Origin of the sequence: Pseudomonas sp. Z1-29, from assembly GCF_051131995.1 — a bacterium.
GTDB lineage: Bacteria > Pseudomonadota > Gammaproteobacteria > Pseudomonadales > Pseudomonadaceae > Aquipseudomonas.
This window is the reverse complement of record NZ_CP071645.1, coordinates 1,089,134-1,114,919: the sequence shown is the minus strand read 5'-3', so window position 1 is coordinate 1,114,919 and position 25,786 is coordinate 1,089,134. Positions and strand designations below refer to the sequence as shown.

23 protein-coding genes, 1 pseudogene and 1 riboswitch are annotated in these 25,786 nt (G+C 62.3%); of the genes and pseudogenes, 10 read left to right on the top strand and 14 right to left on the bottom strand.

Translation table 11 applies throughout. From position 1 onward, the window contains the following. Entirely contained in the window at nt 1–1,908 is a 1,908-nt protein-coding gene (locus J3P84_RS05210; RefSeq protein ID WP_434628410.1) for an alkaline phosphatase D family protein, read from the top strand. A gap of 54 nt (nt 1,909–1,962) precedes the next feature. Here the strand turns inward: J3P84_RS05210 and J3P84_RS05205 are convergent, their stop codons facing one another. From J3P84_RS05205 to J3P84_RS05180, 6 genes are all read right to left on the bottom strand, one after another. Continuing rightward, a complete protein-coding gene (locus J3P84_RS05205; RefSeq protein WP_434571899.1) occupies nt 1,963–2,463 on the bottom strand; it encodes a methylated-DNA--[protein]-cysteine S-methyltransferase in 501 nt (166 codons plus the stop codon). A 161-nt stretch (nt 2,464–2,624) separates the two neighbouring features. Next, a complete protein-coding gene (locus J3P84_RS05200) occupies nt 2,625–5,360 on the bottom strand; it encodes a LuxR C-terminal-related transcriptional regulator (RefSeq protein WP_434628407.1) in 2,736 nt (911 codons plus the stop codon). A 211-nt stretch (nt 5,361–5,571) separates the two neighbouring features. Next, nucleotides 5,572–6,936 carry a DUF1329 domain-containing protein gene (locus J3P84_RS05195; RefSeq protein WP_434628404.1) on the bottom strand — a complete coding sequence of 455 codons (1,365 nt, stop codon included), beginning with the start codon at nt 6,934–6,936 and terminating at the stop codon, nt 5,572–5,574. Between the two features lie 25 nt (nt 6,937–6,961). Next, complete coding sequence (locus J3P84_RS05190) at nt 6,962–8,818, bottom strand: DUF1302 domain-containing protein (protein ID WP_434628401.1); 1,857 nt, start codon at nt 8,816–8,818, stop codon at nt 6,962–6,964. 287 nt (nt 8,819–9,105) lie between these two features. Next, a complete protein-coding gene (locus tag J3P84_RS05185; RefSeq protein ID WP_434571892.1) occupies nt 9,106–10,788 on the bottom strand; it encodes a fatty acid--CoA ligase in 1,683 nt (560 codons plus the stop codon). Between the two features lie 145 nt (nt 10,789–10,933). Continuing rightward, nucleotides 10,934–11,563 (bottom strand): LysE family transporter, encoded by a 630-nt coding sequence (locus J3P84_RS05180; protein WP_434628397.1) that lies wholly within the window; start codon nt 11,561–11,563, stop codon nt 10,934–10,936. A 128-nt stretch (nt 11,564–11,691) separates the two neighbouring features. Here J3P84_RS05180 and J3P84_RS05175 point away from each other — a divergent pair, with 128 nt between their 5' ends. From J3P84_RS05175 to J3P84_RS05165, 3 genes are all read left to right on the top strand, one after another. Further along, nucleotides 11,692–12,657: a 2-hydroxyacid dehydrogenase gene (locus tag J3P84_RS05175; protein WP_434628394.1), complete on the top strand. Its 966-nt coding sequence runs from the start codon at nt 11,692–11,694 to the stop codon at nt 12,655–12,657. 33 nt (nt 12,658–12,690) lie between these two features. After that, on the top strand, nt 12,691–13,689 hold the full coding sequence (locus tag J3P84_RS05170) for a methyltransferase (protein WP_434571887.1): 999 nt from the start codon (nt 12,691–12,693) through the stop codon (nt 13,687–13,689). Nucleotides 13,690–13,739: 50 nt separating this feature from the next. Beyond that, nucleotides 13,740–13,862: riboswitch (yybP-ykoY riboswitch) on the top strand. A 90-nt stretch (nt 13,863–13,952) separates the two neighbouring features. Beyond that, entirely contained in the window at nt 13,953–14,537 is a 585-nt protein-coding gene (locus tag J3P84_RS05165) for a TMEM165/GDT1 family protein (RefSeq protein ID WP_305498893.1), read from the top strand. A 114-nt stretch (nt 14,538–14,651) separates the two neighbouring features. Here J3P84_RS05165 and J3P84_RS05160 read toward each other — a convergent pair whose 3' ends face one another. Beyond that, on the bottom strand, nt 14,652–15,467 hold the full coding sequence (locus J3P84_RS05160) for a M48 family metallopeptidase (RefSeq protein WP_434628390.1): 816 nt from the start codon (nt 15,465–15,467) through the stop codon (nt 14,652–14,654). Between the two features lie 217 nt (nt 15,468–15,684). Here J3P84_RS05160 and J3P84_RS05155 point away from each other — a divergent pair. Both J3P84_RS05155 and J3P84_RS05150 read left to right on the top strand, forming a co-directional pair. Next, a pseudogene (locus J3P84_RS05155) lies at nt 15,685–16,917 on the top strand (methyl-accepting chemotaxis protein); the annotation flags it as partial. A 63-nt stretch (nt 16,918–16,980) separates the two neighbouring features. Next, nucleotides 16,981–17,823, top strand: coding sequence for a methyl-accepting chemotaxis protein (locus J3P84_RS05150; RefSeq protein ID WP_434631162.1), 843 nt, complete (start codon nt 16,981–16,983; stop codon nt 17,821–17,823). A 58-nt stretch (nt 17,824–17,881) separates the two neighbouring features. On the opposite strand, the gene J3P84_RS05145 is transcribed toward J3P84_RS05150, so the two are convergent. The 3 genes from J3P84_RS05145 to J3P84_RS05135 are packed head-to-tail and all read right to left on the bottom strand — an operon-like array spanning nt 17,882 to nt 18,995. After that, on the bottom strand, nt 17,882–18,505 hold the full coding sequence (locus tag J3P84_RS05145; protein ID WP_305498889.1) for an SOS response-associated peptidase: 624 nt from the start codon (nt 18,503–18,505) through the stop codon (nt 17,882–17,884). Between the two features lie 36 nt (nt 18,506–18,541). Then, nucleotides 18,542–18,802: a putative signal transducing protein gene (locus J3P84_RS05140; RefSeq protein ID WP_305498888.1), complete on the bottom strand. Its 261-nt coding sequence runs from the start codon at nt 18,800–18,802 to the stop codon at nt 18,542–18,544. Nucleotides 18,803–18,812: 10 nt separating this feature from the next. Next, complete coding sequence (locus tag J3P84_RS05135) at nt 18,813–18,995, bottom strand: CPXCG motif-containing cysteine-rich protein (RefSeq protein ID WP_186634586.1); 183 nt, start codon at nt 18,993–18,995, stop codon at nt 18,813–18,815. Nucleotides 18,996–19,134: 139 nt separating this feature from the next. Between J3P84_RS05135 and J3P84_RS05130 the strand changes: the two genes are divergently transcribed. Further along, nucleotides 19,135–20,301, top strand: coding sequence for a 1-acyl-sn-glycerol-3-phosphate acyltransferase (locus J3P84_RS05130; RefSeq protein ID WP_434628385.1), 1,167 nt, complete (start codon nt 19,135–19,137; stop codon nt 20,299–20,301). Nucleotides 20,302–20,482: 181 nt separating this feature from the next. On the opposite strand, the gene J3P84_RS05125 is transcribed toward J3P84_RS05130, so the two are convergent. After that, entirely contained in the window at nt 20,483–20,764 is a 282-nt protein-coding gene (locus tag J3P84_RS05125) for a hypothetical protein (RefSeq protein ID WP_434571881.1), read from the bottom strand. Between the two features lie 376 nt (nt 20,765–21,140). Here J3P84_RS05125 and J3P84_RS05120 point away from each other — a divergent pair, with 376 nt between their 5' ends. Further along, nucleotides 21,141–21,347, top strand: coding sequence for a hypothetical protein (locus tag J3P84_RS05120; protein WP_047229420.1), 207 nt, complete (start codon nt 21,141–21,143; stop codon nt 21,345–21,347). A gap of 128 nt (nt 21,348–21,475) precedes the next feature. Here the strand turns inward: J3P84_RS05120 and J3P84_RS05115 are convergent, their stop codons facing one another. After that, a complete protein-coding gene (locus tag J3P84_RS05115; protein WP_305498883.1) occupies nt 21,476–22,060 on the bottom strand; it encodes a YajG family lipoprotein in 585 nt (194 codons plus the stop codon). 206 nt (nt 22,061–22,266) lie between these two features. On the opposite strand from J3P84_RS05115, the gene J3P84_RS05110 reads away from it, so the two are divergent. Both J3P84_RS05110 and mqo read left to right on the top strand, forming a co-directional pair. After that, on the top strand, nt 22,267–22,500 hold the full coding sequence (locus J3P84_RS05110; protein ID WP_434628382.1) for a hypothetical protein: 234 nt from the start codon (nt 22,267–22,269) through the stop codon (nt 22,498–22,500). A gap of 733 nt (nt 22,501–23,233) precedes the next feature. Further along, entirely contained in the window at nt 23,234–24,742 is a 1,509-nt protein-coding gene (mqo, locus tag J3P84_RS05105; RefSeq protein WP_434628379.1) for a malate dehydrogenase (quinone), read from the top strand. 113 nt (nt 24,743–24,855) lie between these two features. Here the strand turns inward: mqo and J3P84_RS05100 are convergent, their stop codons facing one another. Further along, entirely contained in the window at nt 24,856–25,143 is a 288-nt protein-coding gene (locus tag J3P84_RS05100; protein ID WP_434628377.1) for a PA4642 family protein, read from the bottom strand. Nucleotides 25,144–25,204: 61 nt separating this feature from the next. Continuing rightward, nucleotides 25,205–25,690, bottom strand: a complete 486-nt coding sequence (locus J3P84_RS05095; RefSeq protein WP_434628374.1) for a hypothetical protein — start codon at nt 25,688–25,690, stop codon at nt 25,205–25,207. Nucleotides 25,691–25,786: the final 96 nt, after the last annotated feature.

Sequence of the window (25,786 nt, the reverse complement as noted above, 5' to 3'; positions counted from 1 at the left end):
ATGTTGCCGGCCCCTTCCGATACCCCGATCACCCTCCCCCCCGTCCTTGTCGGCCCGCTCTTGCGACGACTGGAGCCGACGCGGCTGGTGATGTGGCTGGTGGGGACACGAGCGTTGGCGTTGACGCTGAGTATCGACGGCGTCGGCGACCTGGCGCTGGATGCGTCGCGCTGCACCGTGGTGCCGGTGGGGCAACGAGCGTTTGTGCATTTGATCGATGTGACACTCGATACGCCCCTGCCCCAGGACGTGGCGATTGACTACGACCTGCTGGTGGACGGCGCTCCCATTGCCGAATGGGCGCCGCATCTGTTGTACGGCGACGCAAAGCGTCCGAATTTCATGCTGCATTCGCGTATCGAACAGCTGGTCCACGGCTCGTGTCGTAAACCCCATTTCCCGGCCAATGATGGTCTGCTCTGTGTCGACCGCTTGTTGGCGCAGTCTGCGGAGCAGCGTCCGGCATTGCTGATGATGAGCGGCGACCAGGTGTACGCCGACGATGTCGCCGGGCCGATGTTGCGGGCGATTCATGCCCTGATCGAGCGCTTGGGCCTGTTCGAGGAGTGCCTGGAAGGTGCGGTGGTGGAAGACAGCGCCAAACTCTACCAACACCCGGCCAGTTATTATCACCGCGCGGATCTGTTACCGGCGCTTGAGAGCAACAAAACCCTGCGCGAACGTTTTTTCGGCGGGGCGCGCAAGCCGATCTTCACCAGCAGCAGCGCCGACAACCATCTGGTGACCTTCGCCGAGGTCATGGCGATGTATCTGCTGGTGTGGTCGTCCGTACCGTGGACGCTGATCGATCCGCAACCGCCTGAATTGACCGCAGAACGGCGCCAGCGCTACGACCTCGAACAACAGCGCATCGAGGCATTCAAGACCGGGCTGGATGGCGTGGCACGGGTGTTCGCCCATCTGTCGTGCCTGATGATTTTCGATGATCACGACATCACCGATGACTGGAACCTGTCCGCGCAATGGGAGGAAACGGCCTACGGCCATCCCTTCTCCAAACGCATCATCGGCAACGCGCTGATCGCCTATCTGCTCTGCCAGGGCTGGGGCAACAACCCGGATGCCTTTGGCGAAGTGATCGAGCAGACCGTGGCCTTGAGCGACACCGCCCGGGACCGCTACATCGACAGCGGGCCCCAGGATGCGTTGATCGACACCCTGCTCGGTTTCCAGCAATGGCATTACGTGTTGCCGAGCACGCCGGCGCTCGTGGTGCTCGACACCCGCACCCGCCGCTGGCGCAGCGAGAACAGCCTCAAGCAGCCGTCGGGCCTGCTGGACTGGGAAGCCCTGAGCGAACTGCAGCAGGAACTGCTGGACCATCGCTCGGCGATCATCGTCTCGCCGGCGCCGATCTTTGGCGTCAAGCTGATCGAGACCGTGCAGCGGCTGTTCAGCTGGTGCGGCTACCCGCTGTTGGTGGATGCGGAGAACTGGATGGCCCACCGTGGCGCGGCCCAGGTGATCCTGAATATTTTCCGCCACTCGCGCACGCCGGGAAGCTACGTGGTGTTGTCCGGCGATGTGCATTATTCCTTCGTCTACGAGGTGCTGATCCCGCACCGCAAGGGCGGCCCACGTGTCTGGCAGATCACCAGCAGCGGTATCAAGAACGAGTTCCCGCCGGCGCTGCTGGAATGGTTCGATCGGCTGAACCGCTGGCTCTATTCACCACGCTCGCCCTTGAACTGGTTCACCAAGCGCCGCAGCATGCGCATCGTCCCTCATGTCCCGGAACATGCCGAAGCCGGGGAACGGCTGTGGAACTCGGCGGGGATCGGCCAGGTGTTTTTCAACGAACAGGGGCAACCGGCGCAGATCTATCAACACAACGCCAACGGCAAGCCGCCCACGCGCATGCTGGCGCCGAAGTCGCCCTTGAGCTGAACGGCTACTTTCGCGAGCAGGCTCGCTCCCACAGGGATTGGGCAGGGGCAGGCTTCAGAACGCCAGTTGCAGGCTCTGTTGGCCTTCGAGGCTCAGCAGGAACTGTTTGGCGGCAAGGCCGCCGGCGAAACCGGTGAGGCTGCCGGAGGTGCCGATGACCCGATGGCAGGGCGCGATGATCGAGATCGGGTTGCGTCCGTTGGCGGCGCCGACCGCGCGCGTCGCGGTCGGTTGGCCGATCTGGATGGCTATGTCGCGATAGCTGCGGGTTTCGCCGAACGGGATGGTCAGCAGAGCCTGCCAGACCCGCACCTGGAAGTCGGTGCCGGCGAAATCCAGTTCAAGCTCGAAACGGCGGCGTTGGCCAGAAAAATATTCCAGCAGTTGACGCTCGGTTTCCTTGAGGGTCGGATGATCACTGTCCTGCTCCAACGGTCCGAGGCGCACCCGGTTGAGCCGCTCGTTCTCCCACAGGATGGCCGCCAGCTTGGTGCCGCGGGCGACAAGGATCAGCTCGCCTACGGGGGATTGGATGGTTTGGTAAAGGGGCGGCATTCAAGTGGTTCCTTGGCTCACGCTCATTGGCTTTTGTGGCGAGGGGATTTATCCCCGCTGAGTTGCGGAGCAACTCATAGCTTGCCACACCGCGCTGTCAGATCTTAGGGTCGCTTCGCAACCCAGCGGGAGCAAGCTCCCTCGCCACGGGAGTAAAGAACTCAGCCCAACAACCCCAAGGCCTTCGCCCGCGCCACGGCCTGGGTGCGGCGTTCGACGCCAAGTTTGCTGTTGATGTGGCTGGCATGGGTTTTTACCGTGTGCAGCGAGATGAACAACTGCTCGCTGATTTCCTGATTGGAACATCCCTGGGCGATCAGTTGCAGCACTGCCCTCTCGCGGCTGCTGAGGGTTTCGACCGGGACCGAGGGTTCGATCGCTGGCGTCGCGGTCGACGGCAAGCATTCGAGCAAGTGCTGGCGCACGTCACTGGGCGGCGCGTGCAGCAACTGTTCGCGCAGCCATTCACGATGCTCTCGCAACAACCATTCGAAAGGCTGCAACACGCCGCCGATGGCGGCATCGAACGCCTGGGCCAGGGTGCTGCGGGCCTCGGGCTCGCGGCCCAGGCGCAGCAGCAAGGCAACCTTCTGGTTGAGCACCATCACACTGAGCATCTGCCGCCCGGTTTGCTGTGCGTGCTCAAGCAAGGCATCGAGGCGCCCCTCGGCCTGCATCGGTTGGCCCTTTATGGATTCCAGCAATGCCTGCTGCAGCTCGACATGCAACGGCAACTGCGGGTGGAATTCCGGTGGCGCGGCGGCCCGTTCGCCGGTGTAGGTCTGGCCCAGCCGCGCCAGCCAGGCTTCGGCCAGCTCGGTACGGCCCTGGGCCAGCCAGAGCTCGCATTTGACCAGGGTGATCATCGCCAGGTAGTAAACCGGTGGTACATCCCAGATGTGCATCAGGCGCTCGGCCTCGGCCAGCTCGGCGAAGGCCCGGGCGAATTCGCCGTTATAGCCTTCGACCCGGGCAATCACGCAGTGGCCGATCAACACACTGATATCGCGACAAGCCCGGGCTTCGGTCAAGCCGGCCTGCAACCGTGCCAATCCGGTTTGGGACTGCATGCGCAGCGTCAACAGGAAACCTTCGTACAGCACCAATCGCGCGCGCACCGCATACAGCCGTTGCGGCGACAATCCATGCAGTCGCTGCAGCCCCTGCTTCACTTCATCGAGTGCGCGCAGGATCTCCCCTCGCGCCTGCAACACCCGTGCACGATCGTAATGGGCCAGCGCCTCGAACAACGGATTGCCGACCCGCTGCGCCAGTTCGAGGGAGTCGCGGTTCAGTGCGCGGGCGCGCCACAGGTCACCGTCGGCAATCGCCAGGTTCGACAGGGTGGACAAGCACATCAGGCGCTGGCCATAGCGTTTCTGCGGCAGGCTTTCCAGGGCTTCGGTGCAATAGCGCAGCGTGGCCTCTCGGTCGCCACGCCCGCGGGCGACGATGCCGCTCAGGGCCAGCCACTGGGCGAGCATGGATTTTTGCGCGGTGGCCGACGGCGCCGGCAGGAAGCGACTCAAGTGGGCGGCCAGCTCCTCGGCGGCATCCAGCTGGCTGGCCAGGCCCAACGCCCAGCTGTAGAGCACGATCAGCCGTGGGGTGCTGATGAGCAGGCTATCAGGCAGGTCCATTTTCCAGCGCAGCAACATGCCGACGTTCTGCTCGGCCAGCAGTTGTTCTTCCGAAAGGTTCTGCACCAGGTTCGCCGCCACGTCCAGGTGCCCGGCACGCAACGCCTGCTCCACGGCTTCGTCGATCAGGCCTCGGGCATTGAACCAGCGACAGGCGCGCAAGTGCAGGGTCGCGGCCGGCACCATGGCCGGCGCGCTGGGGCGGCTGCGCAACAGGTCGGAAAACAGGTGGTGGTAGCGATACCAGTGGCCGTGCTCGTCCAGCGGCACCAGAAAAACCTGGTGGGCGGCCAGGTACTGAAGAATTTCGTGACTGTCATGGGCGTCGCGCACCGCATCGCACAGTTCGCTGCAAAAGCGCTCCTGTGGCGCGGTGTCGTAGAGAAACGCCTGCACCTCGGGCGGCAGGCAATCGATGACTTCTTCGAGCAGATAATCGCGAATCAGCCCTTCACCGCCATGCAGCGCCTGGGGCAGCCGGCCTTCGCTACCTGCCTCGGAAGCGGCCAGCAGCCAGAAACGCAGCCCGGCGACCCAGCCTTCGCTGCGCTGGATCAGGCTCTCCAGTGCCTCGCCACGCAGCGAGCTGCTGTGGTGCTGGAGCAAGGTGAACGCTTCGTCATGGGTCAGGCGCAGGTCCTGCTCGTTGAGTTCGAGCAATTGCCGCGACAGGCGCAGGCGCGCCAGGTGCCAGTCCGGACGCTGGCGGCTGGTGACCAGCACCAGCAAGCCCTCGGGCAGGTGATTGAGGAAAAACTGCAGGCAACGATCCAGCACCGGACTCTGGGCCAGGTGGTAATCGTCGAGTACCAGCAACAGCGGGGCGCGGGAGGAAAGGTGGCTGGACAGTTCATCCAGCAAGCCGTCGAGCCACTCCTCGAAAGCAAAGGGCTGGTGCCGCTGGCGCATCTTCAGCAGGCCCAACGCCCGTCCGCCCAGCTGCGCATAAAAGGCCTGAAGCCCTTCGAGCAGCCGCTCCAGGAAGCGGCCCGGATCATTGTCCCGGGCACTGAGCCCCAACCAGAGACTCCGCCAATGGGCCGGCAAGCTCTGGCAGAATTCCACCGCCAGGGAGCTTTTGCCGAACCCCGCCGGTGCACTCACCAGCAGCAGGCGACCGCCGAGCCCAGCGCTCAGACGCTCGCACAACCGCGGCCGCGCGACGTGGCCGTCGGGCAAGGGCGGGCGGTAGAAACGCCCGTCCTGTACCGCGATGGCTGCGCGGGCAGAATCCGCAGGTGAAGACAAATCAGTCATGGCCGGCTCTTGTTGGAATGCGGGTGGCGGCGTTGCAGATGTCCGCAGACTAGCGGTAAACGAGGAGGTATTGAAGGGAGTGCTACAAATGGCTACAAAAAGGCTACAAGCGGTTGGCAACTATTGTGGCCAGGAAGTTTTTTTTCAGGCAAAAAAAACGCCCCGAACCAGCCGGGGCGTTTTTTCGAGGATGCGGCCTCGGGTGGAGCGTTTAGCGAATGCCCTCCTGACGCAGGGCGTTAGGCGTGAAGTCGGCGGTGCTGGCGGTGAAGCCGAAGTCATAGGCCGATTTTTCTTCGTTCTTCATGCCCAGGGCCAGGTAGCGACCGGACTGCAGGTCGTAGATGGTTTCCAGGGCATACCACGGCACTTGCTTGTCGTAGTAGTTCTCGGCATGGGCCTCGGCTACGCGCCACAGTTGGCCACGGCCGTCGTAGTGGTCGATGACCGCGGCTTGCCAGGTGTCTTCGTCGATGTAGAAGTCACGCTTGGCGTAGATGTGGCGCTGGCCTTCCTTCAGGGTCGCGGTCACGTGCCAGACACGACGCAGCTCGTAGCGCGTCAGGTCCTGGTTGATGTGGCCGGCCTTGATGATGTCCGCGTACTTGAGCTGCGGCGAATCGATCTTGTGGCTGTTGGAGGCGATATACAGCTCTTTTTTGCCTTCAAGCTTCCAGTCGTAGCGGTCCGGCGCACCGTTGTACATGTCCAGGTTGTCGGAGGTACGCAAGCCATCGGCGGCGGTACCCGGGCCGTCATAGGACACTTGCGGGGCGCGACGCACACGGCGCTGGCCGGCGTTGTAGACCCACGCCGAACGCGGTTCCTTCACCTGGTCGAGGGTTTCGTGGACGAGCAACACGCCGCCGGCCAGACGCGCCGGAGCGGTCACTTGCTGCTTGAAGTAGAACAGGATGTTGCCAGGGTTGGCCGGATCGAAATCCTTCATCTTGTCGCGGAACACGAACTGGTCACGGAAGTACACCAGGCTGTAGGAGCCGTTGGGCTGCGGCGTGGCCTGGGTCACCAGGCGCGTCACGCTGCCGCCGCGATAGCGGGTGATGTGGTTCCAGATCACTTCGACGCCACTCTGGGGAATCGGGAACGGCACAGCCGTCTCGAAGTTCTCCAGACCGTTGCCACCGGAGACCAGTTTGGTGTTGACCGCGTTTTTCTTGATGGAAGCAAAGACTTCGTCCGGCACGGTAGCGCCGCGATGGGTCGGGTAGACCGGCATCTTGAAGGTTTCCGGGTAGCGCTTGAACATCGCGTACTGGCCGGGCGCAAGCTTGGCCTTGTACTGCTCGACGTTCTGCGCGGTGATGGTGAACAGCGGCTTCTCACTGGCGTACGGGTCGGAGAGGAAGCCTTTGCCGTCGACGCTGCCGGCGTTCTTGGCCATGGGTTTCCAGGCGGAAATCGAACCATCGGCGTTGCCGGCCATTTCGGCGCCCATCGGCGTCAGGCTCTTGCCCAGTTTGTCGGCTTCGGCGGCAGGCACGGCGGCCATGACGCTGGCCGCCAAAAGCGACAGCCCCAGCACACCGACTTGCAACAGATTCTTGGTTATTTTCATAGTGTGTCGTCCTGAAATACGGTGCTTAGAAGTTCACGCCGACGCTGAGCGCCAGGAAGTCGCGATCATCCACGGTGCTGAAGTCGCCACCAAAGAAGTTGGTGTAGGCCAGGCTCGCGTTGTAAGTGTTCTGGTACTCGGCATCCAGCCCGAGGCTGACGGCTTTGCGGCCTTCCTCGAAGTTGGCGCCAGGACCTGGCGAGTAACCCTTGACGTCATGGGACCAGGCCACGTTGGGCTTGAGGTTCACACCGGCGAAGACATCCGGGTATTCCCAGATGGCGCGAGCGCGGTAGCCCCACGAGGTCGACGTGGTGAAGCCGTCGTTGTTGCAGTTGCTGTTCACCCCGCTGATGGTCTGGCCGCCACCTGCCGCAGTCGAGGTGTTGAGGGTATTGCAGAAGCCGTTGGGCAGTTCGCCCGGGCCGAACACCGGATCACGGCCGTAGCGCGCTTCGGAGCGGCTTTCCAGGCCGCCAACGTGGGTCACGCCCAACTCACCGACGAGGGTCAGGCGGCTGGCGCCCATGACCTGGTCGAGAAAGTGCGTGAAGGTGGTCTGGAACTGGGTGATTTCCTTGCGGCGATAGCCATGCAGGTCCTGGCCCGGCGCGCCGTCCAGTACGGAGGCGTTACCAAAGCCCGGAATTGGCGTGACACCGGCGAACAGGATATCGGTGGTGCTCAGTTGTACCGGAGCATTCGGCCGATAGCTCAGCTCACCGCTCCACGCGGTGCCGGTGGGCAGCGTGGTGGAAAAGCTCAGGCCATAGAGCCGGATGTCTTCCGGGTACTCGACGAAGTAGTTCGAGTTACCCGCCACGATCACCGGACGCAATGCGGCCAACGGCCCCAGCGGCTGGGTATAGAAACGTGACGCGGCGCCCGTGGCGCTGAAGATTGGCGCCCGGCTGTGGTAGTTCATGAAGTAGGCGCCGAACTCGGTGTCCAGCGGCTCGAAGTTGTATTTGAACGACAGGCCCCATTGGCCGCTGTCACGGGCATCACGGTCGGGACCACGGCGAACCAGCACGCCCTCCTCGTTCACGTTGACGCCCAGGGCGGTCAGGGTCGGCAAGGCTGCGCCCGGAATCCGCGAACGTTTGTTCAAGACGCGCAGGTTGTCGTCACAACCGTCGGCGATGACGTCCGGCTGCGAGAAGAACGTGCCGCAGTTGTCGACGACAGTCTGGTCCCATTCCAGTTGATAGAACGCTTCGGCCGACAGGTTGTCGGTCAGGCTCTGGGACACGTAGAACATGTTGACCGGGATCAGCCCTTCCTTGACCTCGGCACCGGGGCGACGGAACGCGGACACGTCGACCGGGTTGATGGCGTTGATACCGCCCTGGATAAAGGTACTTTCACCCCAGCTGACCACTTGCTTGCCGAGGCGGACCGAGCCCGGCTGATCGGCGATATCGTAGTTGTGGTAGACGAACGCATCGAGGATCTGCCCGCCGGAGGACTTGGCGCCTTCCTTGCGGTTGCTGTCGCTGATGTCCTTGTACAGGCGGTTTTCGTCCTTGAGTTCGAAGTCGTACCAGTACTTGCCACGTACAAACACACCGGTGTCGCCGTACTTCAGCTCCAGGTCATGGATACCCTTGAAGATCTTCGAGAAGGTCTCCCCGCGCTTGAAGTTCAAGTGACCGTCGTCGGAGGTCTGGGACAGGCCCTTGCCACCGTTGTTGACGCCGATCAGGTCGCGGTTGGCCTTGGCCGTGGACCAACTTGCGCCGACCGACAGGGCCGAGTCGAACTGGCCTTCGATTTCACCGATGTTGAAGCTGACGCCGAATGCCGGGCCGGCGAGCGAAGAGGCAAGACTGACGGCCAGAGGCAGTTTTGCCCGGCGCCAGAAAGTGTTTGCTGAGGTCATCGACGCAACTCCATGTGTTTTATTGTTATGGCAGTGGGCATTTCCGGAAACCCTTCGCCGTGCTGGCACGCGCGTCCCATTCCGAAAATCCTTGAGCGGACTATAGCCAGCAGGTAGTACGGCTTGATCCCTCTAAAGTGTGATTTGCAGCCTTCGACCACTCTGGAACAGTCCTTCGCCAGGCCGACGGATGTCGGCACGGCAAGGATGGCTGAAATTTCCGGTTTGACAAGACAAGCGCTTGCCGGGTGGGCCTGCCGTGCCCTTTTCAGGCACGGCGGGTACGCTCAGAGCGTCGAGAGGAAGGTGCTGTTGTTGCTCTGCCATTCGCTGATGTCGACGCGGATGCGCTTCTTGTCGAGCTTGCCAACGCTGGTCTTGGGAATTTCCGTAACAAGGGCGATCTGGCTCGGGATCGCCCACTTGCTCAGGTGCCCCAGCTCGACAAATGGCTTGAGGTGTTCCTTGAGCTCGCGAGCCCCGAGCTGGTGCCCTTCGCGAATGACCAGCAAGGCGAACGGGCGCTCGCCCCACTGCGGATCGGGGATGCCGACCACTGCTACTTCGCGTACCGCCGCATGACGGCTGATGAGGTCTTCCAGGTCCAGGGACGAGATCCATTCGCCGCCGGTCTTGATCACGTCCTTGATCCGGTCGCGGATATCGATGAAGCCCATGCCGTCGAGCGTGGCGACGTCGCCGGTGTGCAGCCAGCCGCCCTTCCAGAGCTCGGCGCCTTTCTGCGGTTCGTTGAAATAACCTTCGGTGAGCCACGGCGCGCGCAGCACCAGTTCGCCCTGGGTCTCGCCGTCCGCGGGCAGGAAACAGCCCTCGCCGTCGACGATCGCTGCTTCCACCAGCGGCCCCGGCACGCCGGCCTTGATCCGGTAGGTGATGCGTTCGTCTTCACCGCCGGCCATCAGCTCGTCGTTGAGGTGCGCGCAGGATACCAGCGGCCCGGTTTCGGACATGCCGTAGGCGGCGGTGAGCTGGATGCCCTTGGCCTTGGCCGCCTCGTACAGGCTGCGGTTGAGGGCGCTGCCGCCGATGACGATTTTCCAGCCGCCGAAATCGGTTTGCTGGGCGCCCTTGGCGTTGAGGACCATCTGCAAAATGGTCGGCACGCAATGGGAAAAGGTGACCTTTTCCTTGCGCCACAGCTCGACCAGGAACTCTGGATCGTAACGCCCGGGGTAGACCTGCTTGAGCCCGAGCATGGTCGCCACGTACGGCAGGCCCCAGGCATGTACGTGAAACATCGGCGTGATCGGCATGTACACATCGTTGGTACCCAACAGCCGCACGCTGTCGATGGAGCCCATGATGGTCGACACGCCCAGGGTGTGCAGCACCAGTTGCCGATGGGTGAAGTACACGCCCTTGGGATTGCCCGTGGTGCCGGTGGTGTAGAACGTGGTGGCGACGGAGTTCTCGTCGAAATCCTGGAAATCATGAGTCGGGCTGGCGGCGGCCAGCAGTTGCTCGTACTCGCCCACGAGGTCCGGCAGGTCGGCGGTCTTGTCCGCCAGGTCGGTCAGCAGCAGCGTCTTCTTTACCGTGGTCAGCTGGCCGGCGATCGCCTGGTAGAGGCCGACGAACTCGCTGTTGACCAGCACGAAGCGGTCCTCGGCGTGGTTCATGGTGTAGAGGATCTGCTCCGGTGACAGGCGCACATTGATGGTGTGGATCACCGCGCCGATCATCGGGATCGCGAACATGCATTCCAGGTAGCGATGGCTGTCCCAGTCCATCACCGCAACGGTGTCACCGGCCTTCACTCCGGCCTCGGTCAGCACGTTGGCCAGCCGCGCGACGCGCTCGATCAGCGTCGGATAGCTGTAGCGCAACTGGTCGCGGTAGACGATCTCGCGGGTTTTCTCGTAACGCGCACCGGACATCAGCAGCCGTTTGATCAGCAACGGGTATTGGTAAGCGCCTTCGGCTGGAGGGATAACGCGAGTCTGCAACATAAGGGTCCCTTTTCTGACTGCACGGTCTTGGCTGGAAGGTAAGCACTCTAAAGTGCCTGCCCGCGGATCAAATCAGCCGAAGGAATGATTTGATCCGCCCGCAAATACTAGCCTTGAGCCATCTCAGGGACATGTTCAGGCGCGGTCAGCGCGCCTCGGTGAAGGCCAGTTTCACGCCAATGGCCACCAGCACGGCGCCCATGGTCCGGTCGAACCAGTGGCCCATGCGGGCGAAACCGGCACGCACCCGCGCCTGGCTGAACAGCATCGCCACCATGCAGAACCACGCCGCCGTGGCGATCGCCAGGTACACGCCGTAGCCGGCCTGGATCGCCAGCGGCGTATGGGGATTGATCACCACGGTGAACAGCGACAGGAAGAACAGCGTTGCCTTGGGGTTCAGGCCATTAGTGACAAAACCTGCGGTGAACGCACCGCGAGCGGTACGCTCGCCAGCCTCCTTGTGCAGGTTTTCTCCGGAAGCCTTGGCCGGTTGCGCACGCAGGGCCTTGAAGCCGATGTACAGCAGGTACGCGGCCGCGGCCCACTTCAGCGCGTTGAACAGCACGATCGATTGCGACACGATCAGGCCGATGCCCAGCAACGAATACCCCACATGCAGGAAAATCGCCGTGCCTACGCCCAGCGCCGTCCAGGTCCCGGCACGTCGGCCATGGGTTACGCTTTCGCGCACCACCACGGCAAAGTCCGGACCGGGGCTGGCGACCGCCAGCAGGTGGATCAGGGCGACGGTGAGGAATTCGGTGAGGTACATGGTGGGCTCCTTGCGACATCTCTTGGTGAATGAAATCCCGTGGGCCAGGGAGCTTGCCCCCTCGCCACGATTCATCTGATAGGCTCGCCACATTACGCCTTCGGTTCTTTACATGACAGGTACAGCTGATGACGAACACCGCCCGCGCCGTTTTTCTCGACCACCCTTCCCTGGACCTCGGCGACCTGGACCTGGGCCCGTTGCGCGATTGCTTCGGCGAACTGCAATTGTTCGCCGGGACCCGCCAGGACGAGGTGACCGAGCGACTCAAGGGGGCGACGGTGGCGATCACCAACAAGGTAGTGATCGACGCGGCAGCCATGGCCGCCAGCCCTGAATTGAAGCTGATCCTGATCAGCGCTACCGGCACCAATAACGTCGACCTCGCCGCTGCCCGCCACCACGGAATCACCGTGTGCAATTGCCAAGGCTACGGCACGCCGTCGGTGGCCCAGCACACGATCATGCTGTTGCTGAACCTGGCGACGCGCCTCGCCGACTACCAGAAAGCCGTGGCTGAAGGTCGCTGGCAACAGGCTTCGCAGTTCTGCCTGCTGGATTATCCGATTGTCGAGCTGCAAGGCAAGACCCTGGGTTTGCTCGGCCATGGCGAACTGGGCGGCGCCGTCGCCCGGCTGGCGCAAGCCTTTGGCATGCATGTGCTGCTGGGGCAGATTCCCGGGCGTCCGGCACGGCCGGATCGCTTGCCGCTGGATGAGCTGTTACCGCAGATCGATGCCCTGACCCTGCACTGCCCGCTCAACGAGCACACCCGCCACTTCATCGGCGCGCGCGAACTGGCGCTGCTCAAGCCCGGCACGTTCGTGGTCAACACCGCCCGTGGCGGCCTGATTGACGAACAGGCCCTGGCCGACGCCTTGCGCAGCGGTCACCTGGGCGGCGCGGCCAGCGACGTGCTGAGCGTGGAGCCGCCGACCCAAGGCAATCCCTTGCTGGCCGGCGACATTCCGCGGCTGATCATCACCCCGCACAACGCCTGGGGCAGCCGCGAGGCGCGGCAGCGGATCGTCGGCCAACTGACGGAAAACGCCCAAGGCTATTTCAGCGGTACAGCGCGCCGGGTCGTCAGTTGATAAACTGCCGCACTTTTTTACAAGGAGCAGACCATGGATCCGCGCAGTGAAGTACTGCTTCGTCAGCCCGAATTGTTCCAGGGCCCGGTCCTGCTGGCCGGCCTGCCCGCCGACGATCTGCTCGGACGTTTGCCCGAGGCCCACGGCTGGTGCTGGCATGCCGGCGACCAGGCCGCGCTGGATGCGCGCTTTGCGCAACGTAGCCACTTTGGCGTGAACGTACCCGAGCGGGAATTCGAAACGGCCGTGGTGTTCCTGCCCAAGGCCAAGGACCTGACCGACTACATTCTCAACGCCGTGGCCGCGCGCCTGGCCGGTCGCGAGGTGTACCTGGTGGGGGAAAAGCGCAGCGGCATCGAAGGTGCTTCCAAGCAGCTCAACCCGTTCGGCAAGCCACGCAAGCTCGACAGCGCGCGGCATTGCCAACTGTGGCAAGTCACCGTCGCCAACGCCCCGCAGGCCAAGCCGCTGGAAAGCCTGGCGCAGACCTACGAGCTGCCCCTGGCCGAAGGCCCGTTGAAAGTGATCAGCCTGCCGGGGGTGTTCAGCCATGGTCGGCTGGATCGCGGCAGCGCGTTGCTGCTGGAGCACCTGGACAAGCTGCCCAGCGGCCATCTGCTGGATTTCGGTTGTGGTGCCGGTGTACTGGGCGCGGCGGTCAAGCGGCGCTACCCGCACAATACCGTCACCCTGCTGGACGTGGATGCCTTTGCCGCCGCCAGCAGTCGCCTGACCCTGGCCGCCAACGGGCTGGAAGCCGAAGTGTTGACCGGTGATGGAATCGATGCCGCGCCCATGGGCCTGAACGCAATCCTGAGCAATCCGCCGTTCCATGTCGGCGTGCACACCGATTATCACGCCACGGAAAACCTGCTGCGAAAAGCGGCCAAACATCTGAAAAACGGCGGCGAACTGCGCTTGGTCGCGAACAGTTTCCTCAAGTACCAGCCGCTGATCGAGGAGCATCTGGGCACGTGCACGATCAAGGCCGAAGGCCAGGGTTTTCGCATCTACCGAGCCAAGCGCGGCTAAGGCGTTTTTGAAAAACAGCGCTTGCCCAAACGGATTTGCCTAGGCAGAATCCGCTCCGTCCTAGGGGAGTAGTCTCCCGCGAGCGCCATGCTCGCCCGGCATACGTCAACATACTTGGTCAGCAGACCATGGCGTATGCGGCCCAAGCGTCCACGCAGATGGTCGCTGGGTTTGACAAGACCTATGACACGCACACCTTACCCGGGGCGGGAAGGCTGTACGTGTCATAGCCGTGTCGACCCGCCCCTCTTAGGAATCACCTGATGCTGGACTCTTTCCTGGTACCCACCGCCATCGTTGCGCTGGCCGAAATCGGCGACAAGACGCAATTGCTCGCGCTCATCCTCGCCGCACGCTTTCGCAAACCCTGGCCGATCATTGCCGGCATCGTCGCCGCAACCCTGGCCAACCATGCGGCGGCCGGCGCGGTAGGTGCCTGGGTCAGCGGGTTCTTCTCCGACTCGGTGTTGCACTGGATCCTCGCGGCGAGCTTTGCCGCCACCGCGCTGTGGACCCTGGTGCCGGACAAGCTGGACGACGAGGAAGCCAATACGGCTCGCAGGTTCGGACCTTTCCTGACCACGCTGATCGCGTTTTTCCTGGCGGAAATCGGTGACAAGACCCAGATCGCCACGGTGATGCTTGCCGCGCAGTACCCGGAGTTGTGGCTGGTGATCATCGGCACCACCGTGGGTATGTTGATCGCTAACGTGCCGGTGGTACTGGCGGGCAATTTCGCCGCCGAGAAACTGCCGCTTGCCCTCATCCGCCGCCTGGCCGCCTCGGCGTTTTTCATCCTGGCGATCGTCGCGGTGTACAAGGCAATGCAGAGTAGTGGGTGGGTTTGATCCGATTCCAGAGCTACCGCGTTATCGTTCTTCGCGAGCAGGCTCGCTCCCTCAGATGACCGCTTTGTCTTTGTGGGAGCGAGCCTGCTCGCGAAGAGGCCGGCAGGTTCGCCCTTACTTCCTGGCCTGCTGGTAAAGCGGCATCACCTTCGGAATCGCCGCCTGCAACGAGGCGATCCGGCTGGTCGACGAGGGGTGGGTGCTCATGAATTCCGGTGGTGCCCCTTCCGAAGCCTTGGCCATCTTGTTCCACAGGGTGATCGCCGCGTTCGGGTCGTAGCCGGCCCGGGCGGCCAGCTCGAGGCCGATCAGGTCGGCTTCGTTCTCGTTGCCACGGCTGTTGGGCAAGGTCATGCCGTAGTTGGCCACGGTGTCGGCCAGCGCCAGGCTGTCCTGGCCCAGGCCGAATATGGCACCGGCGCCCTGCTTGGCCATTTCGATGCCATAGGCCTTGGACATCGCTTCACGGCCGTGCTCGCGCAAGGCGTGGGCGATTTCATGGCCCATGATCGCGGCGATCTCGGCGTCGGTCAGCTTCAACTGATCGATCAGGCCGCTATAGAACATGATCTTGCCGCCAGGACCGCAGTTGGCGTTGAGCTCATCACTCTTGATCAGGTTCACTTCCCAGTTCCATTGCGCCGAGTCCGGGCGGAACACAGGCGCCTGGGCAATCAGACGGTCGGCAATGACTTGCAAGCGCTTGGCATCGCTGCTGGTCTTGTCCAGGGCGCCTTGGGAGCTCGCCTCACCCAACGTCTTCTGATAGGACTGCGCATACATCTGGTTGACCTCAGCGGTCGACAGCATGCTGAACATGTACTGCTTGCGTTCCACCCCCACGGCTCCGCCGCTGGTGGTATTGACCGATTGGCAACCGGCGAGCAGCAGAGCCGCGCCCAGAGCGCTCACCATCAAAGTCTTGTTCATACAAAAGAAGCTCCATGGAATCGTGGGCGTATCCTAGGCCCTGATTGGTATCGGCGCCAGATACGAAGCGAGGGATTACCGATTTTCGGACAAGTCCCCCTTGGCCCGATTGCGACACCGGTCTAGCCAAAACAGTCATCCGACGAACAGTGCCTCATGCCATGCCCCGGAAACGCCGATAAAAAGTCCAGACGTCACTTCCGCGTCCGGAGCCTTTATGAAATTCAGATCGATCCAGTTTTCCGTTGCCGCCCTGGCTGGTGCCATCGTGCTCAGCGTGGTCGGCGCCCTGGTGCTGTACGCATTGTTCGCCGGCGCCCGCACCCAGGACATGGTGCAACAGCGGACCAAGGCGCAGTTCGAACAACTCATCGAGCAACGCCTCAGTGCGCTGGCCCGCACCCAGGCCAGCCTGATCCAGCGCGAACTCGAAGCGCCGCTGCTGCTCGCTCGTGGGCTGGCCACCAGCAACGCCTTGATGGGCATGAACGGAACGGACGGCAACCCGCAACTGAACATCCCGCGCGAGCAGATGATCAGCCTGCTGCGTGAAACCGTGGTGCGCAACCCGAAGATTCTCGGTGCCTACATCGCCTGGGAACCGAACGCCATCGACCACGACGACGCCCGCTATGTAGACAGCCAGGTGCTGGGCATGGAAAACAACGGGCGCTTCCTGCCGTGGTGGTTTCGCAATCAGGACGGCACCCTGGGCCTGGAAAAACTCGCCGACGTGACGGACCAGAAACTGCTGTCCACCGGCATTCGTGCCAGTGAATATTACCTGTGCTCCCAGGACAGCAAAAAAGCCTGCGTGATCGATCCCGCGCCGTACCGCGTCGGCGACACCATGACCATGCTCGCCTCGTTCATCGAGCCGATCCTGATCGATGGCAAGTTCCAGGGCATCGTCGGCGCCGACCTGTCGGTGAATTTCATCCAGGACATGCTCGTCGCCGCCGACGCCAAGCTGTACGACGGCGCCGGGGAAATGGCCCTGCTCGCAAGCAACAACCGGCTGGTGGCCTTCACCAAGGACCCAGGCAAACTCGGCGAGAAAGCCAGCGACCTGCTGGACGCCAACGAACTGGATAACCTGACCCGGCTCGGCATCGGTGAAGTGCGTTACGACATCGATGAAGAACACGGCCACATCGAGGTGTATATGCCTTTCGGTATCGGCCAGACCGAGGCGCGCTGGACGTTGATGTTGCAATTGCCGCTGAATGCCGTGATGGCGGATCTGCAAGCCTTGCAGAAAGACCTCGACGACCAGCGCGAAACCGACATCTTCGGCATGGCCATGGTCGGCCTGGCGATTGCCGCGATCGGCCTGCTGGTGATCTGGCTGGTGGGCCACGGTATCGCCCGGCCGCTCAAGCAAATGGTGGCGATGCTCGACGACATTGCCCAGGGCGAAGGCGACCTGACGCGCCGGCTGACCAGCGACCGCGCCGATGAATTGGGGGCCATCGCCAAGGGTTTCAACACGTTCCTGAGCAAATTGCAGGGGATGATTACCCAGGTAGTGACCTCGGTGCAGAGCGTCAGCGATTCGTCGGAGCACACCGCCGACATCGCGATCCGCACCAACCAGGGCGTACACAAGCAGATGTCGGAAATCGATCAGGTTGCCACCGCCGTGCACGAGATGACCGCCACCGCCCAGGACGTGGCGCGGAATGCGAGCCAGGCAGCCCAAGCCGCCAGCCACGCCGACCAGGCCGCCAGCCAGGGCATGCAGATTGTCCGCGACACCTCCACGTCCATCGGTGCCTTGGCGGTGGAGATCGGCAAGGCCGTGGGCGTGGTGCAGACGTTGGCCAAGGACAGCGAAAACATCAACGCGATTCTCACCGCCATCCGCGGGATCGCCGAGCAGACCAACCTGCTGGCGCTCAACGCGGCCATCGAGGCTGCACGGGCCGGTGAGCAGGGTCGCGGTTTTGCCGTGGTCGCCGATGAAGTGCGCAACCTGGCGCAGAAGACCCAGCAGGCCACCGAAGAAATCCAGTCGATGATCCAGCAGCTGCAGCAGGGTACGCGGGACGTGGTGCGTGTGATGGAAGACAGCCGGCAGCGTACCGATGAAAGTGTGCAACACGCGGCAAAAGCGGCTCAGGCCCTGGAGACGATCACCCAGGCCGTGTCGGTGATCAGCGACATGAACACCCAGATCGCCAGCGCTGCCGAGGAACAAAGCGCGGTGGCCGATGACATCAACCGTAACGTGATCAACATCGGCCAGGTGGCAAACGAAGTGGCAAGCGGCGCCGACGAATCCAGCGCGGCCAGTGCCGGGCTGACCAGGCTGGCGGAGCAGCAACGGCGGTTGATCAATCAGTTCAGGGTTTGAGCCGAACCCTGTGGGAGCGAGCCTGCTCGCGAAGAGGCCAATGCTGTCGCCAAAGAACTCAGGCCGGGGTCAGGCATTCCGGCCCATTGAGTTTCGGGTCGTTGACCATGTTCGCCAGAACCCGCTCGCGCAGTTGCCCTGGCTCGCTCGCCAGCAACCCTTGCAAGGCATGCAAGGGCGTCTCGGGGTCGAGCCACAAGCGCTGGCCCTCTTCATCCAGAATCAACGGTCGGCGCTGGCCGGCCGCCGGCTGCGTGATGACCGCCGTGCTCAGCCACACTTGTTCCTGCACCGGGTACGCTTCCCAGATCGCCGCAAAGAACAGCGATGAGCCCTCCCCCGGCGTCAGCCAGTACGGGCGCTTGCGCGTGCCGCCGCGCCACTCGTAAAAACCATTGGCGGGCAGCAGGCAACGACGCAAACGCAGGGCTTCGCGGAACATCGGTTGCTCGGCCACGGTTTCGGCGCGGGCGTGCGCCGGGGTGCGGGACAGATCGGTCAGCCACGGCGGCGTCAGGCCCCAACGCGCCCGTGCCAGTTCGCGCTGTCCATCGGCGCCGGCGCGCAGCATCAGCACCGAGTCATTGGGCGAGATATTCCATTGGGCCTTCTGGTCGGCGGGGAAGCCGGGCAAGGCCGCGAAAGCGGGGTTCCAGCGAAACAGGGCATAACGTCCACACATGGGGCAACACGACTCTTGTATCAAACGGCCGCCAGCCTAACAGACCAGCGTACCGGGGTAACTGTCAGGCTCATCGCCCGGCACCGGCATCGCGGCATTGTAGGCGGCGATCAGCTCCCGGGCGTACTGCGCCTGTTCGTCCTCCACCGCCAGCCCCAGCAGGCCGTACATTGGCAGCTCACCCGCGCCGCCCACCAGATCGCGGCCCACCAGGTGCGCCGTGATGCCTTCGCTGGCGAGCATGCCCTGGAGCAATTCGCCTTCCATCAGGTTTTCCAGCTCGTAGATTCGCTGCATGGCCGCCCCATCATTCGTTTTCGCTGAAGACCTCGAGGTGCCATTCGTCTTCGTGGACCTGCAGGACGAAAGTAATCGGTCGGCAACAGACCTGGCAGTCTTCGATGTAGGTCTGGTCGCCGCCGGACAAATCCACGGAAGTCTCTACCTCCTCCCCACAATACGGACATTCATAAAGAGCAGCTTCCAGCATCGCGGTCTCCCAAGTGACTTGTGCGTATAATCGCCGGTCTATTTGCAGGGCTATTTTTGCCTGGACTATCTTCCAGGCCGTGCCCCGTCGGTTTTTCGATCGAACCTTTACTTACCCTAGCCGTTTCCAACAAGAGAGCATGATGGGCGAATTCGATGCCATCCGACCTTACAACGACAGCGAAGTCCCAGCGGTGCTGGCACGGCTGCTCAGCGACAAGGCGTTTCTAGATATCCTCACCCACTTCCGCTTCCCGCGCCTGGCCGGCGCTTTCGGCTGGATGCTCAAACCTCTTATAGCGCAGAAGTTGCGTCGAGAGTTCGCCGGTGTGACCTCCGTTGCCACGTTGCAGGACAAAGTCGAGTTCTACGTCGACCACACCATCGAGCGTGCCACCGATGGCGTGACCTACACCGGGGTCGAGCAATTCAAGTCCGGCAATGCCTACCTGTTCCTCGCCAACCACCGCGACATCGTGATGGACCCGGCCTTCGTCAACTATGCCGTGTACCACGCCGGCCTGCCGACGCCGCGCATCGCGATTGGCGACAACCTGCTGCAAAAGCCCTTCGTCAGCGACCTGATGCGCCTGAACAAGAGCTTCATCGTGCACCGCTCCATCACCGGACGCCGGGAAAAAATGGCGGCGTACCAGTTGCTGTCGGCCTACATCAACCACTCGATCCGCAACGATTGCGCCTCGATCTGGATCGCCCAGGCCGAGGGCCGGGCGAAGGACGGTGATGACCGGACCGAGTCGGCGATCCTGAAGATGTTCCACATGAGCCGCAAGGACGAGCCGTTCGGCGAGGTCATCCGCTCGTTGAACCTGACGCCGGTGTCGATCAGCTACGAATATGACCCGTGCGACCAGGCCAAGGCCCGCGAGCTGTACATCCGCGCCACCACCGGCACGTACACGAAGGCGCCGGGCGAGGACGACGTCAGCATTGCCAAAGGCATCACCGGTTACAAGGGCCGGGTCCACGTGAACTTTGCCGCGCCGATCACCGAACTGTTCGAGGACACCAAACAACTGGCCATGGAGATGGACCGGCAGATACTCGGCGGCTATCGCCTGTTCCCGGTGCATTACCTGGCCTACGCGCAATGGGCCGATGCCGACCCGCAGTTGCAGGTTCCGACGGCGGCCGAGGTGTTCGGTGCCGAAGAACTGGCCAAGGCTGAAGAAGAATGGCAGCGCCGGCTGGAAGCCTGCCCGGAGGAACACCGACCGTTTCTGGTGCTGCAATACGCGACACCGGTGCGTAACCAGTATCGGGTCAGGGCGGGGCTGGCGCTTTAAGCGACAGCCCTGAGCGCGAGTGACCTGTGGCGAGGGGATTTATCCCCGCTGGGCTGCGCAGCAGCCCCAAAAGCAACGACCCCGATCGTACTGGTACACCGGGTTGTCTGGCTGGGGGCCGCTGCGCAGCCCAACGGGGATAAATCCCCTCGCCACAAAAGCCGCGACCGATTGTTTTTTGTCAGAACTGCGTGCTGATCCACGACATCAGCAGCGCCAACCCCAGGCAAGCGAAGCCGAAACGGTAGAAAAACCGGTTCATGCGTTGCGTCGCCAGGTCCAGCAGCGCTTCGAATCGTTCATTGCCTTCGCTGCTGCGCTCCGCAAGACAGGCCCGCGCGCGCAGTTCGCGGCGACGCGTCGCGTGCAGCACCCAGCCACCCGGACAGGCAAACAGCAGCGCGAGCAGGTTGATCAGTTTGGCGGGGTGGGCAGCGAACAGCGAGAACAGTTGCAACGACATCACAAACCTCAAGCGAAAACGGACGCGCTGCGCCCGGAGCCTACGAACAGGGCGCGGATTCTACCGAAAGCCAGTCGCCTTGCGCGGCTTTTTCCGACCGGTAACGATCCCAATGCCCGCAATGCGGTTCACTTAAGAAAAATGATGGACCCGTGGCGAGGGAGCTTGCTCCCGCTCGGCTGCGAAGCAGTCGTAAGCCGGCGGGTGCGGTGTGTCTGATGCTCCGCATTTGGCAGGTTTTGGGGCCACTTCGCGGCCCAGCGGGAGCAAGCTCCCTCGCCACAAGACGAAGTGCAAACCTTCTAATTCTTCATGTCACGGTTTCGTCATATGGATAGGCCACCCTGTCGCCCTCCAAAACCGTACGGAATCCGTCATGCTGCACGCCGAAAACCAGGATCGTCTCTACCTGATCAGCCCGAGCGATGAACAACAGAACCTTGTCGGCAGTCTGTCCTTCAATGTCCAGGATCGTCATTGGCTGGTGTACTGCGCCCTCGGCGGCCATCAACATGCGGACCTCCCGGAGACAGACCTGCTGACCGGGATCAGTGTGCTGGAGCTCTATTCCCAGGCTGCGTGAATCACGCCCATAAAAAACCCTGTGGGAGCGAGCTTGCTCGCGATGACGGTGGATCAGTCAACATTGAGTTGGCTGAAATGCCGCTATCGCGAGCAAGCTCGCTCCCACAGGGATATCAGACTTGCTGCTTACTCCGCCAACACCTGACCAATGGTCGGGTCCTTGAACAGACGGGTCAGGGCATCGCTCAACACGTCGCTGACCAGCTTGGTGTTGGTGTCCTGGTTGGGCGCCATGCCGAAGCGTTGATCCAGCGACGCACCGTAACGACCGCTGTAGCGGCGGTTGGCGTTCTGCACGTCGGAACGGAACGTCGCGCCGATGGTGGCTTCGGTCACGTACATGCCTTCCTTGGGCGACTGGTATTTCAGTTCGGCCAGGGTCACGGTCAGTTGCGGGGCGTTCATTGCGTTCTGCGTCGGGGTGAAGCCCAGCAGACGCACGGCCGCTTCAGCCTGGGCCTGCAATTTTGGCAGGACCTGTGCGCCCTGCACCGTGATCACGCTGGTTTCAGGGTACAGACCACCACGCGTGCCGAGGGTTGGCGACGGGCGACCGTCCACGACCCGCACCACCACCGGCTGGCCGCGACCCACTGGCGCCAGCTGGGCGTTGAGCTTGGGTTCCGGGTTAAGTTGTTGCGGGCTGTGGGCACAGCCGACAAGGGTCAGACTGGTCACGGCGATCAAACCGAACAACAGGCGTTGCAACATGCTCTTCTCTCCAGAATCGGGCACAAACAGGCCGGCAGTATAGCGGTGCGCCATCGCGGCGAACTAGCGTCGCCGCATGAATACTGAAATGTCTGACAGGGGTCGCGGTGGCCGGTTCCTGTCACCGTGTTGTCATTGTCCTTACACCGAGGTGTCATGCCGGGCTGTCAGACTGGTCCCAAGTTCCCCGGACACGGTATCCGACCATGCGTTTTCTCATCTCCCTGTTTACCCCGCGCCCGCATCACCGCTGCTTCGCCCTGCTCGACCGCACTGGTCGTTGCCAGGCATTCAAGCAATGCAGCCTGCAGCCCATGGGCGATGGCTGGGTCGAAATCGAAGAGATCCGTCTCAATTGGCTGCATCAGCCGTTGCCCGCCAGCGCCCTGGTACAGGCGCCCCGCGCTCGTGCACGCAGCCGCCAGTTGTTGGCCGTCTGACCGTAAGGCTAATAAAAGTCATAAAACACGACCATTTCCGCGCGTTTCTTCGCTACAATCTCCCCCCGATTATAAGGACGTCTCCTGATCGGGCCCGCAACGCCGCTGATGCGCTTGTATTGGCACCCCGCACCGCCCACAGAGAGCCGCCCACACAGATCGAGTGAAGCTGGCGCGCTTGCTGTTTCCCTGGCAAATCACTGCTTTTCGCGAATCTGCAGAGCTGTCATTACGCTCGGTCACTGAGCTGTCTGCCCGTTTTGCCTGTCATGTATTACATGAGGGGCATCCAGATCGGGCGCGGTGCCAGGCTGGGACAGCCCTTTTTGAGGTTCACGTCTTCAAAAGAGCGTGAAAAAACGGGTTTTCACAACTTCACAAGAGTGTGGCGAGCAAATGAAGAGTTTTGCGTCTGAACAAGCACCATTGGCGTCTGGAACAGCCCAACGAGACAGGACCGGATATCGCTCAAGAACCGGCGCCTGAAGCCTGTCCGCTACGGATTTGGTTGCACGAACGGATGTCTCGGCCATAAGTCGAATTGCCCGCCCGGCGCTTAAATGAGTTCATGGGACTCTTGAGGCCAGGCTGCATGCATCCGCAGTGTTGCGAAAAATTGCGAAGATTCGGACATGGCGATCCTGGCCATGGATACCTGGGGCGCAACTTATCTGCCCCGCTTCCTGGCCGCTATGCCGACAATTTGGTGCTGCAGATTTTGGAGACGCGTTAAATGGCGCATAACGAAGCAGTCGACGTAGTTCTGGTAGGGGCCGGCATCATGAGTGCCACCCTGGCCGTGCTGCTCAAGGAGCTCGACCCGGCGATTTCGCTGGAAGTCGTCGAGCTGATGGATTCGGGTGCCGCGGAGAGTTCCAATCCCTGGAACAACGCCGGTACCGGCCACGCCGGGCTGTGTGAGCTGAACTACACACCCCAGGCCGCCGATGGCAGTGTCGACATCAAGAAAGCCGTGCACATCAACACCCAGTTCGAGGTGTCGAAGCAGTTCTGGACGTACCTGACCAAAAAAGGCACGTTCGGCTCGTCGAAATCCTTCATCGCCCCGGTGCCGCACCTGAGCTTCGTGCAAGGCGAGAAAGGCGTGGAATTCCTCAGGAAGCGCTTCGAGCTGATGCGCCAGCACCACGCGTTCGCCGACATGGAATACACCGAAGACCGCGACCAGATGGCCGAGTGGATGCCGCTGATGATGCCAGGCCGCCCGGCTGACGAAGTCATCGCCGCGACCCGCGTCATGAACGGTACCGACGTCAACTTCGGCGCCCTGACCAACCAGTTGCTCAAGCACCTGGGCAGCGCGCCGGACACCCAGATCAAATATTGCAAGCGCGTCACCGGCCTCAAGCGCAAGGGCGATGGCTGGACCGTGAGCATCAAAGACGTCAACTCCGGCAGCACCCGTGAAGTCGACGCCAAATTCGTCTTCCTCGGTGCCGGCGGCGCCGCGTTGCCGCTGCTGCAAGCTTCGGGCATTGAAGAGAGCAAGGGCTTCGGCGGTTTCCCGGTCAGCGGCCAGTGGCTGCGTTGCGACAACCCGGAAGTGGTCAAGCATCACCAGGCCAAGGTCTACAGCCAGGCCGCGGTGGGCTCGCCGCCGATGTCGGTGCCGCACCTCGATACTCGCGTGGTCGATGGCAAGAAATCCCTGCTGTTCGGGCCATACGCCGGCTTCACCACCAAGTTCCTCAAGCACGGCTCGCTGATGGACCTGCCGTTGTCGGTACGCGCCGGCAACATCGGCCCGATGCTGGCCGTGGCCCGGGACAACATGGACCTGACCAGGTACCTGATCAGCGAAGTGATGCAGTCCATGGAGCAGCGCCTGGAATCCCTGCGGCGCTTCTACCCCGAGGCGAAAGCCGAGGACTGGCGCCTGGAAGTGGCTGGCCAGCGCGTGCAGATCATCAAGAAAGACCCGAAGAAAGGCGGCATCCTGCAATTCGGTACCGAATTGGTGGCGGCCAAGGACGGCACTCTCGCCGCCTTGCTCGGCGCTTCACCAGGCGCTTCGGTCACCGTGTCGATCATGCTCGAACTGATCGAGCGCTGCTTCCCGGAAAAAGCCAAGGGAGAGTGGGCCGCCAAGCTCGCGGAAATCTTCCCGGCCCGGGAGAAGGTGCTGGAAACCGATGCGGCGTTGTATCGCAAGGTCAACGCGCAGAACAACATCGCGCTGGAACTGGTTGAAGCAAGCAGCGAAACCCAAAGCTACGCTTGATCCGCCCGGATAAAAAAACGCCCCGTTCTCCATGAGAACGGGGCGTTTTTTTTTTGCAGCTTTTCGTGGCGAGGGAGCTTACTCCCGCTGGCCTGCGCAGCAGGCCTGATCAATCAACCGCGAGCTTTCTTGATCAACTCAATATATTCCTCTGCATTGCGCTGATCATGGATCAACGCAACGAAATCGTTACCCTGTTCGTCCTTGCCATTCAGGTCGTAACCCGCCTCGACGAAAAACCCCAGGAAGCGCTCGAAATCGTCGACACGCAGCCCACGGTAGGCCTTGATCAGTTTGTGCAGCGACGGCGAAGTGGCATCGACGGGCTCGAAATTGAGGAACAGCTTGATCTGTTCGTCGCCAATCTCGTCACCAATCACTTGTTTCTTGTCTTTACGCATTGCCGGCTCCAGCTCGCACAGTTCACGGGGCGGGCAGTTTACCCCCGGCGGGCCTCGGGGCTCAACGCGGGCGTGCGGCGCCAGTGTGCAGGTCGGCCCAGATATGGCCGTTGGCGTAGCTGAGGAACTGCACGTAGACCGTGTCGTTGCGCAACAGATCGATCACCACCCGGTACTGGGCCTGTGGATAAGACAGCGTCAGGGTCTTGCTCGCCTCATCGAATACCGGTTTCTTCAGGCTTTTGCTTTCGCCATCAAAATTGAGGATCACCTGGCTGATGATGGCTCCCTTGTTCAGGGGCTTGCCCTTGAGCCGCACCATCAGCGGCGAAGTGACCGGGATCGGCTGCTGGTTGGATGGGCGCTGGTTGCCCAGCACCACCGAATACTCGGTGACTTGCAGCAACTGCTGCTGTTCGGGCTGTTCCTGACGCGCCACCAGGTCATCGGGGGGCAGGAACTGGCTGTGCATCGGCGCGGCCACCGCCAGCAACGGCAGGCTGGATAGCAGCAGCAAAGTGGCGCAGCGGCGGATAGATACACGCATGACAGGCTCCGGAAGGCATGGCTGGGCACGCTAGCACTCCTTGAAAAAATATGCGACCAGGGTCAATACAGCGGGGCTTGCGGCGCGGCATACTCC

Excerpts from the sequence above, each read along its gene's own strand:
- J3P84_RS05210 (WP_434628410.1), top strand. The coding sequence starts at position 1 with ATGTTGCCGGCCCCTTCCGATACCCCGATCACCCTCCCCCCCGTCCTT.
- J3P84_RS05205 (WP_434571899.1), bottom strand. The coding sequence starts at position 2,463 with ATGCCGCCCCTTTACCAAACCATCCAATCCCCCGTAGGCGAGCTGATC.
- J3P84_RS05200 (WP_434628407.1), bottom strand. The coding sequence starts at position 5,360 with ATGACTGATTTGTCTTCACCTGCGGATTCTGCCCGCGCAGCCATCGCG.
- J3P84_RS05195 (WP_434628404.1), bottom strand. The coding sequence starts at position 6,936 with ATGAAAATAACCAAGAATCTGTTGCAAGTCGGTGTGCTGGGGCTGTCG.
- J3P84_RS05190 (WP_434628401.1), bottom strand. The coding sequence starts at position 8,818 with ATGACCTCAGCAAACACTTTCTGGCGCCGGGCAAAACTGCCTCTGGCC.
- J3P84_RS05185 (WP_434571892.1), bottom strand. The coding sequence starts at position 10,788 with ATGTTGCAGACTCGCGTTATCCCTCCAGCCGAAGGCGCTTACCAATAC.
- J3P84_RS05180 (WP_434628397.1), bottom strand. The coding sequence starts at position 11,563 with ATGTACCTCACCGAATTCCTCACCGTCGCCCTGATCCACCTGCTGGCG.
- J3P84_RS05175 (WP_434628394.1), top strand. The coding sequence starts at position 11,692 with ATGACGAACACCGCCCGCGCCGTTTTTCTCGACCACCCTTCCCTGGAC.
- J3P84_RS05170 (WP_434571887.1), top strand. The coding sequence starts at position 12,691 with ATGGATCCGCGCAGTGAAGTACTGCTTCGTCAGCCCGAATTGTTCCAG.
- J3P84_RS05165 (WP_305498893.1), top strand. The coding sequence starts at position 13,953 with ATGCTGGACTCTTTCCTGGTACCCACCGCCATCGTTGCGCTGGCCGAA.
- J3P84_RS05160 (WP_434628390.1), bottom strand. The coding sequence starts at position 15,467 with ATGAACAAGACTTTGATGGTGAGCGCTCTGGGCGCGGCTCTGCTGCTC.
- J3P84_RS05150 (WP_434631162.1), top strand. The coding sequence starts at position 16,981 with ATGATTACCCAGGTAGTGACCTCGGTGCAGAGCGTCAGCGATTCGTCG.
- J3P84_RS05145 (WP_305498889.1), bottom strand. The coding sequence starts at position 18,505 with ATGTGTGGACGTTATGCCCTGTTTCGCTGGAACCCCGCTTTCGCGGCC.
- J3P84_RS05140 (WP_305498888.1), bottom strand. The coding sequence starts at position 18,802 with ATGCAGCGAATCTACGAGCTGGAAAACCTGATGGAAGGCGAATTGCTC.
- J3P84_RS05135 (WP_186634586.1), bottom strand. The coding sequence starts at position 18,995 with ATGCTGGAAGCTGCTCTTTATGAATGTCCGTATTGTGGGGAGGAGGTA.
- J3P84_RS05130 (WP_434628385.1), top strand. The coding sequence starts at position 19,135 with ATGATGGGCGAATTCGATGCCATCCGACCTTACAACGACAGCGAAGTC.
- J3P84_RS05125 (WP_434571881.1), bottom strand. The coding sequence starts at position 20,764 with ATGTCGTTGCAACTGTTCTCGCTGTTCGCTGCCCACCCCGCCAAACTG.
- J3P84_RS05120 (WP_047229420.1), top strand. The coding sequence starts at position 21,141 with ATGCTGCACGCCGAAAACCAGGATCGTCTCTACCTGATCAGCCCGAGC.
- J3P84_RS05115 (WP_305498883.1), bottom strand. The coding sequence starts at position 22,060 with ATGTTGCAACGCCTGTTGTTCGGTTTGATCGCCGTGACCAGTCTGACC.
- J3P84_RS05110 (WP_434628382.1), top strand. The coding sequence starts at position 22,267 with ATGCGTTTTCTCATCTCCCTGTTTACCCCGCGCCCGCATCACCGCTGC.
- mqo (WP_434628379.1), top strand. The coding sequence starts at position 23,234 with ATGGCGCATAACGAAGCAGTCGACGTAGTTCTGGTAGGGGCCGGCATC.
- J3P84_RS05100 (WP_434628377.1), bottom strand. The coding sequence starts at position 25,143 with ATGCGTAAAGACAAGAAACAAGTGATTGGTGACGAGATTGGCGACGAA.
- J3P84_RS05095 (WP_434628374.1), bottom strand. The coding sequence starts at position 25,690 with ATGCGTGTATCTATCCGCCGCTGCGCCACTTTGCTGCTGCTATCCAGC.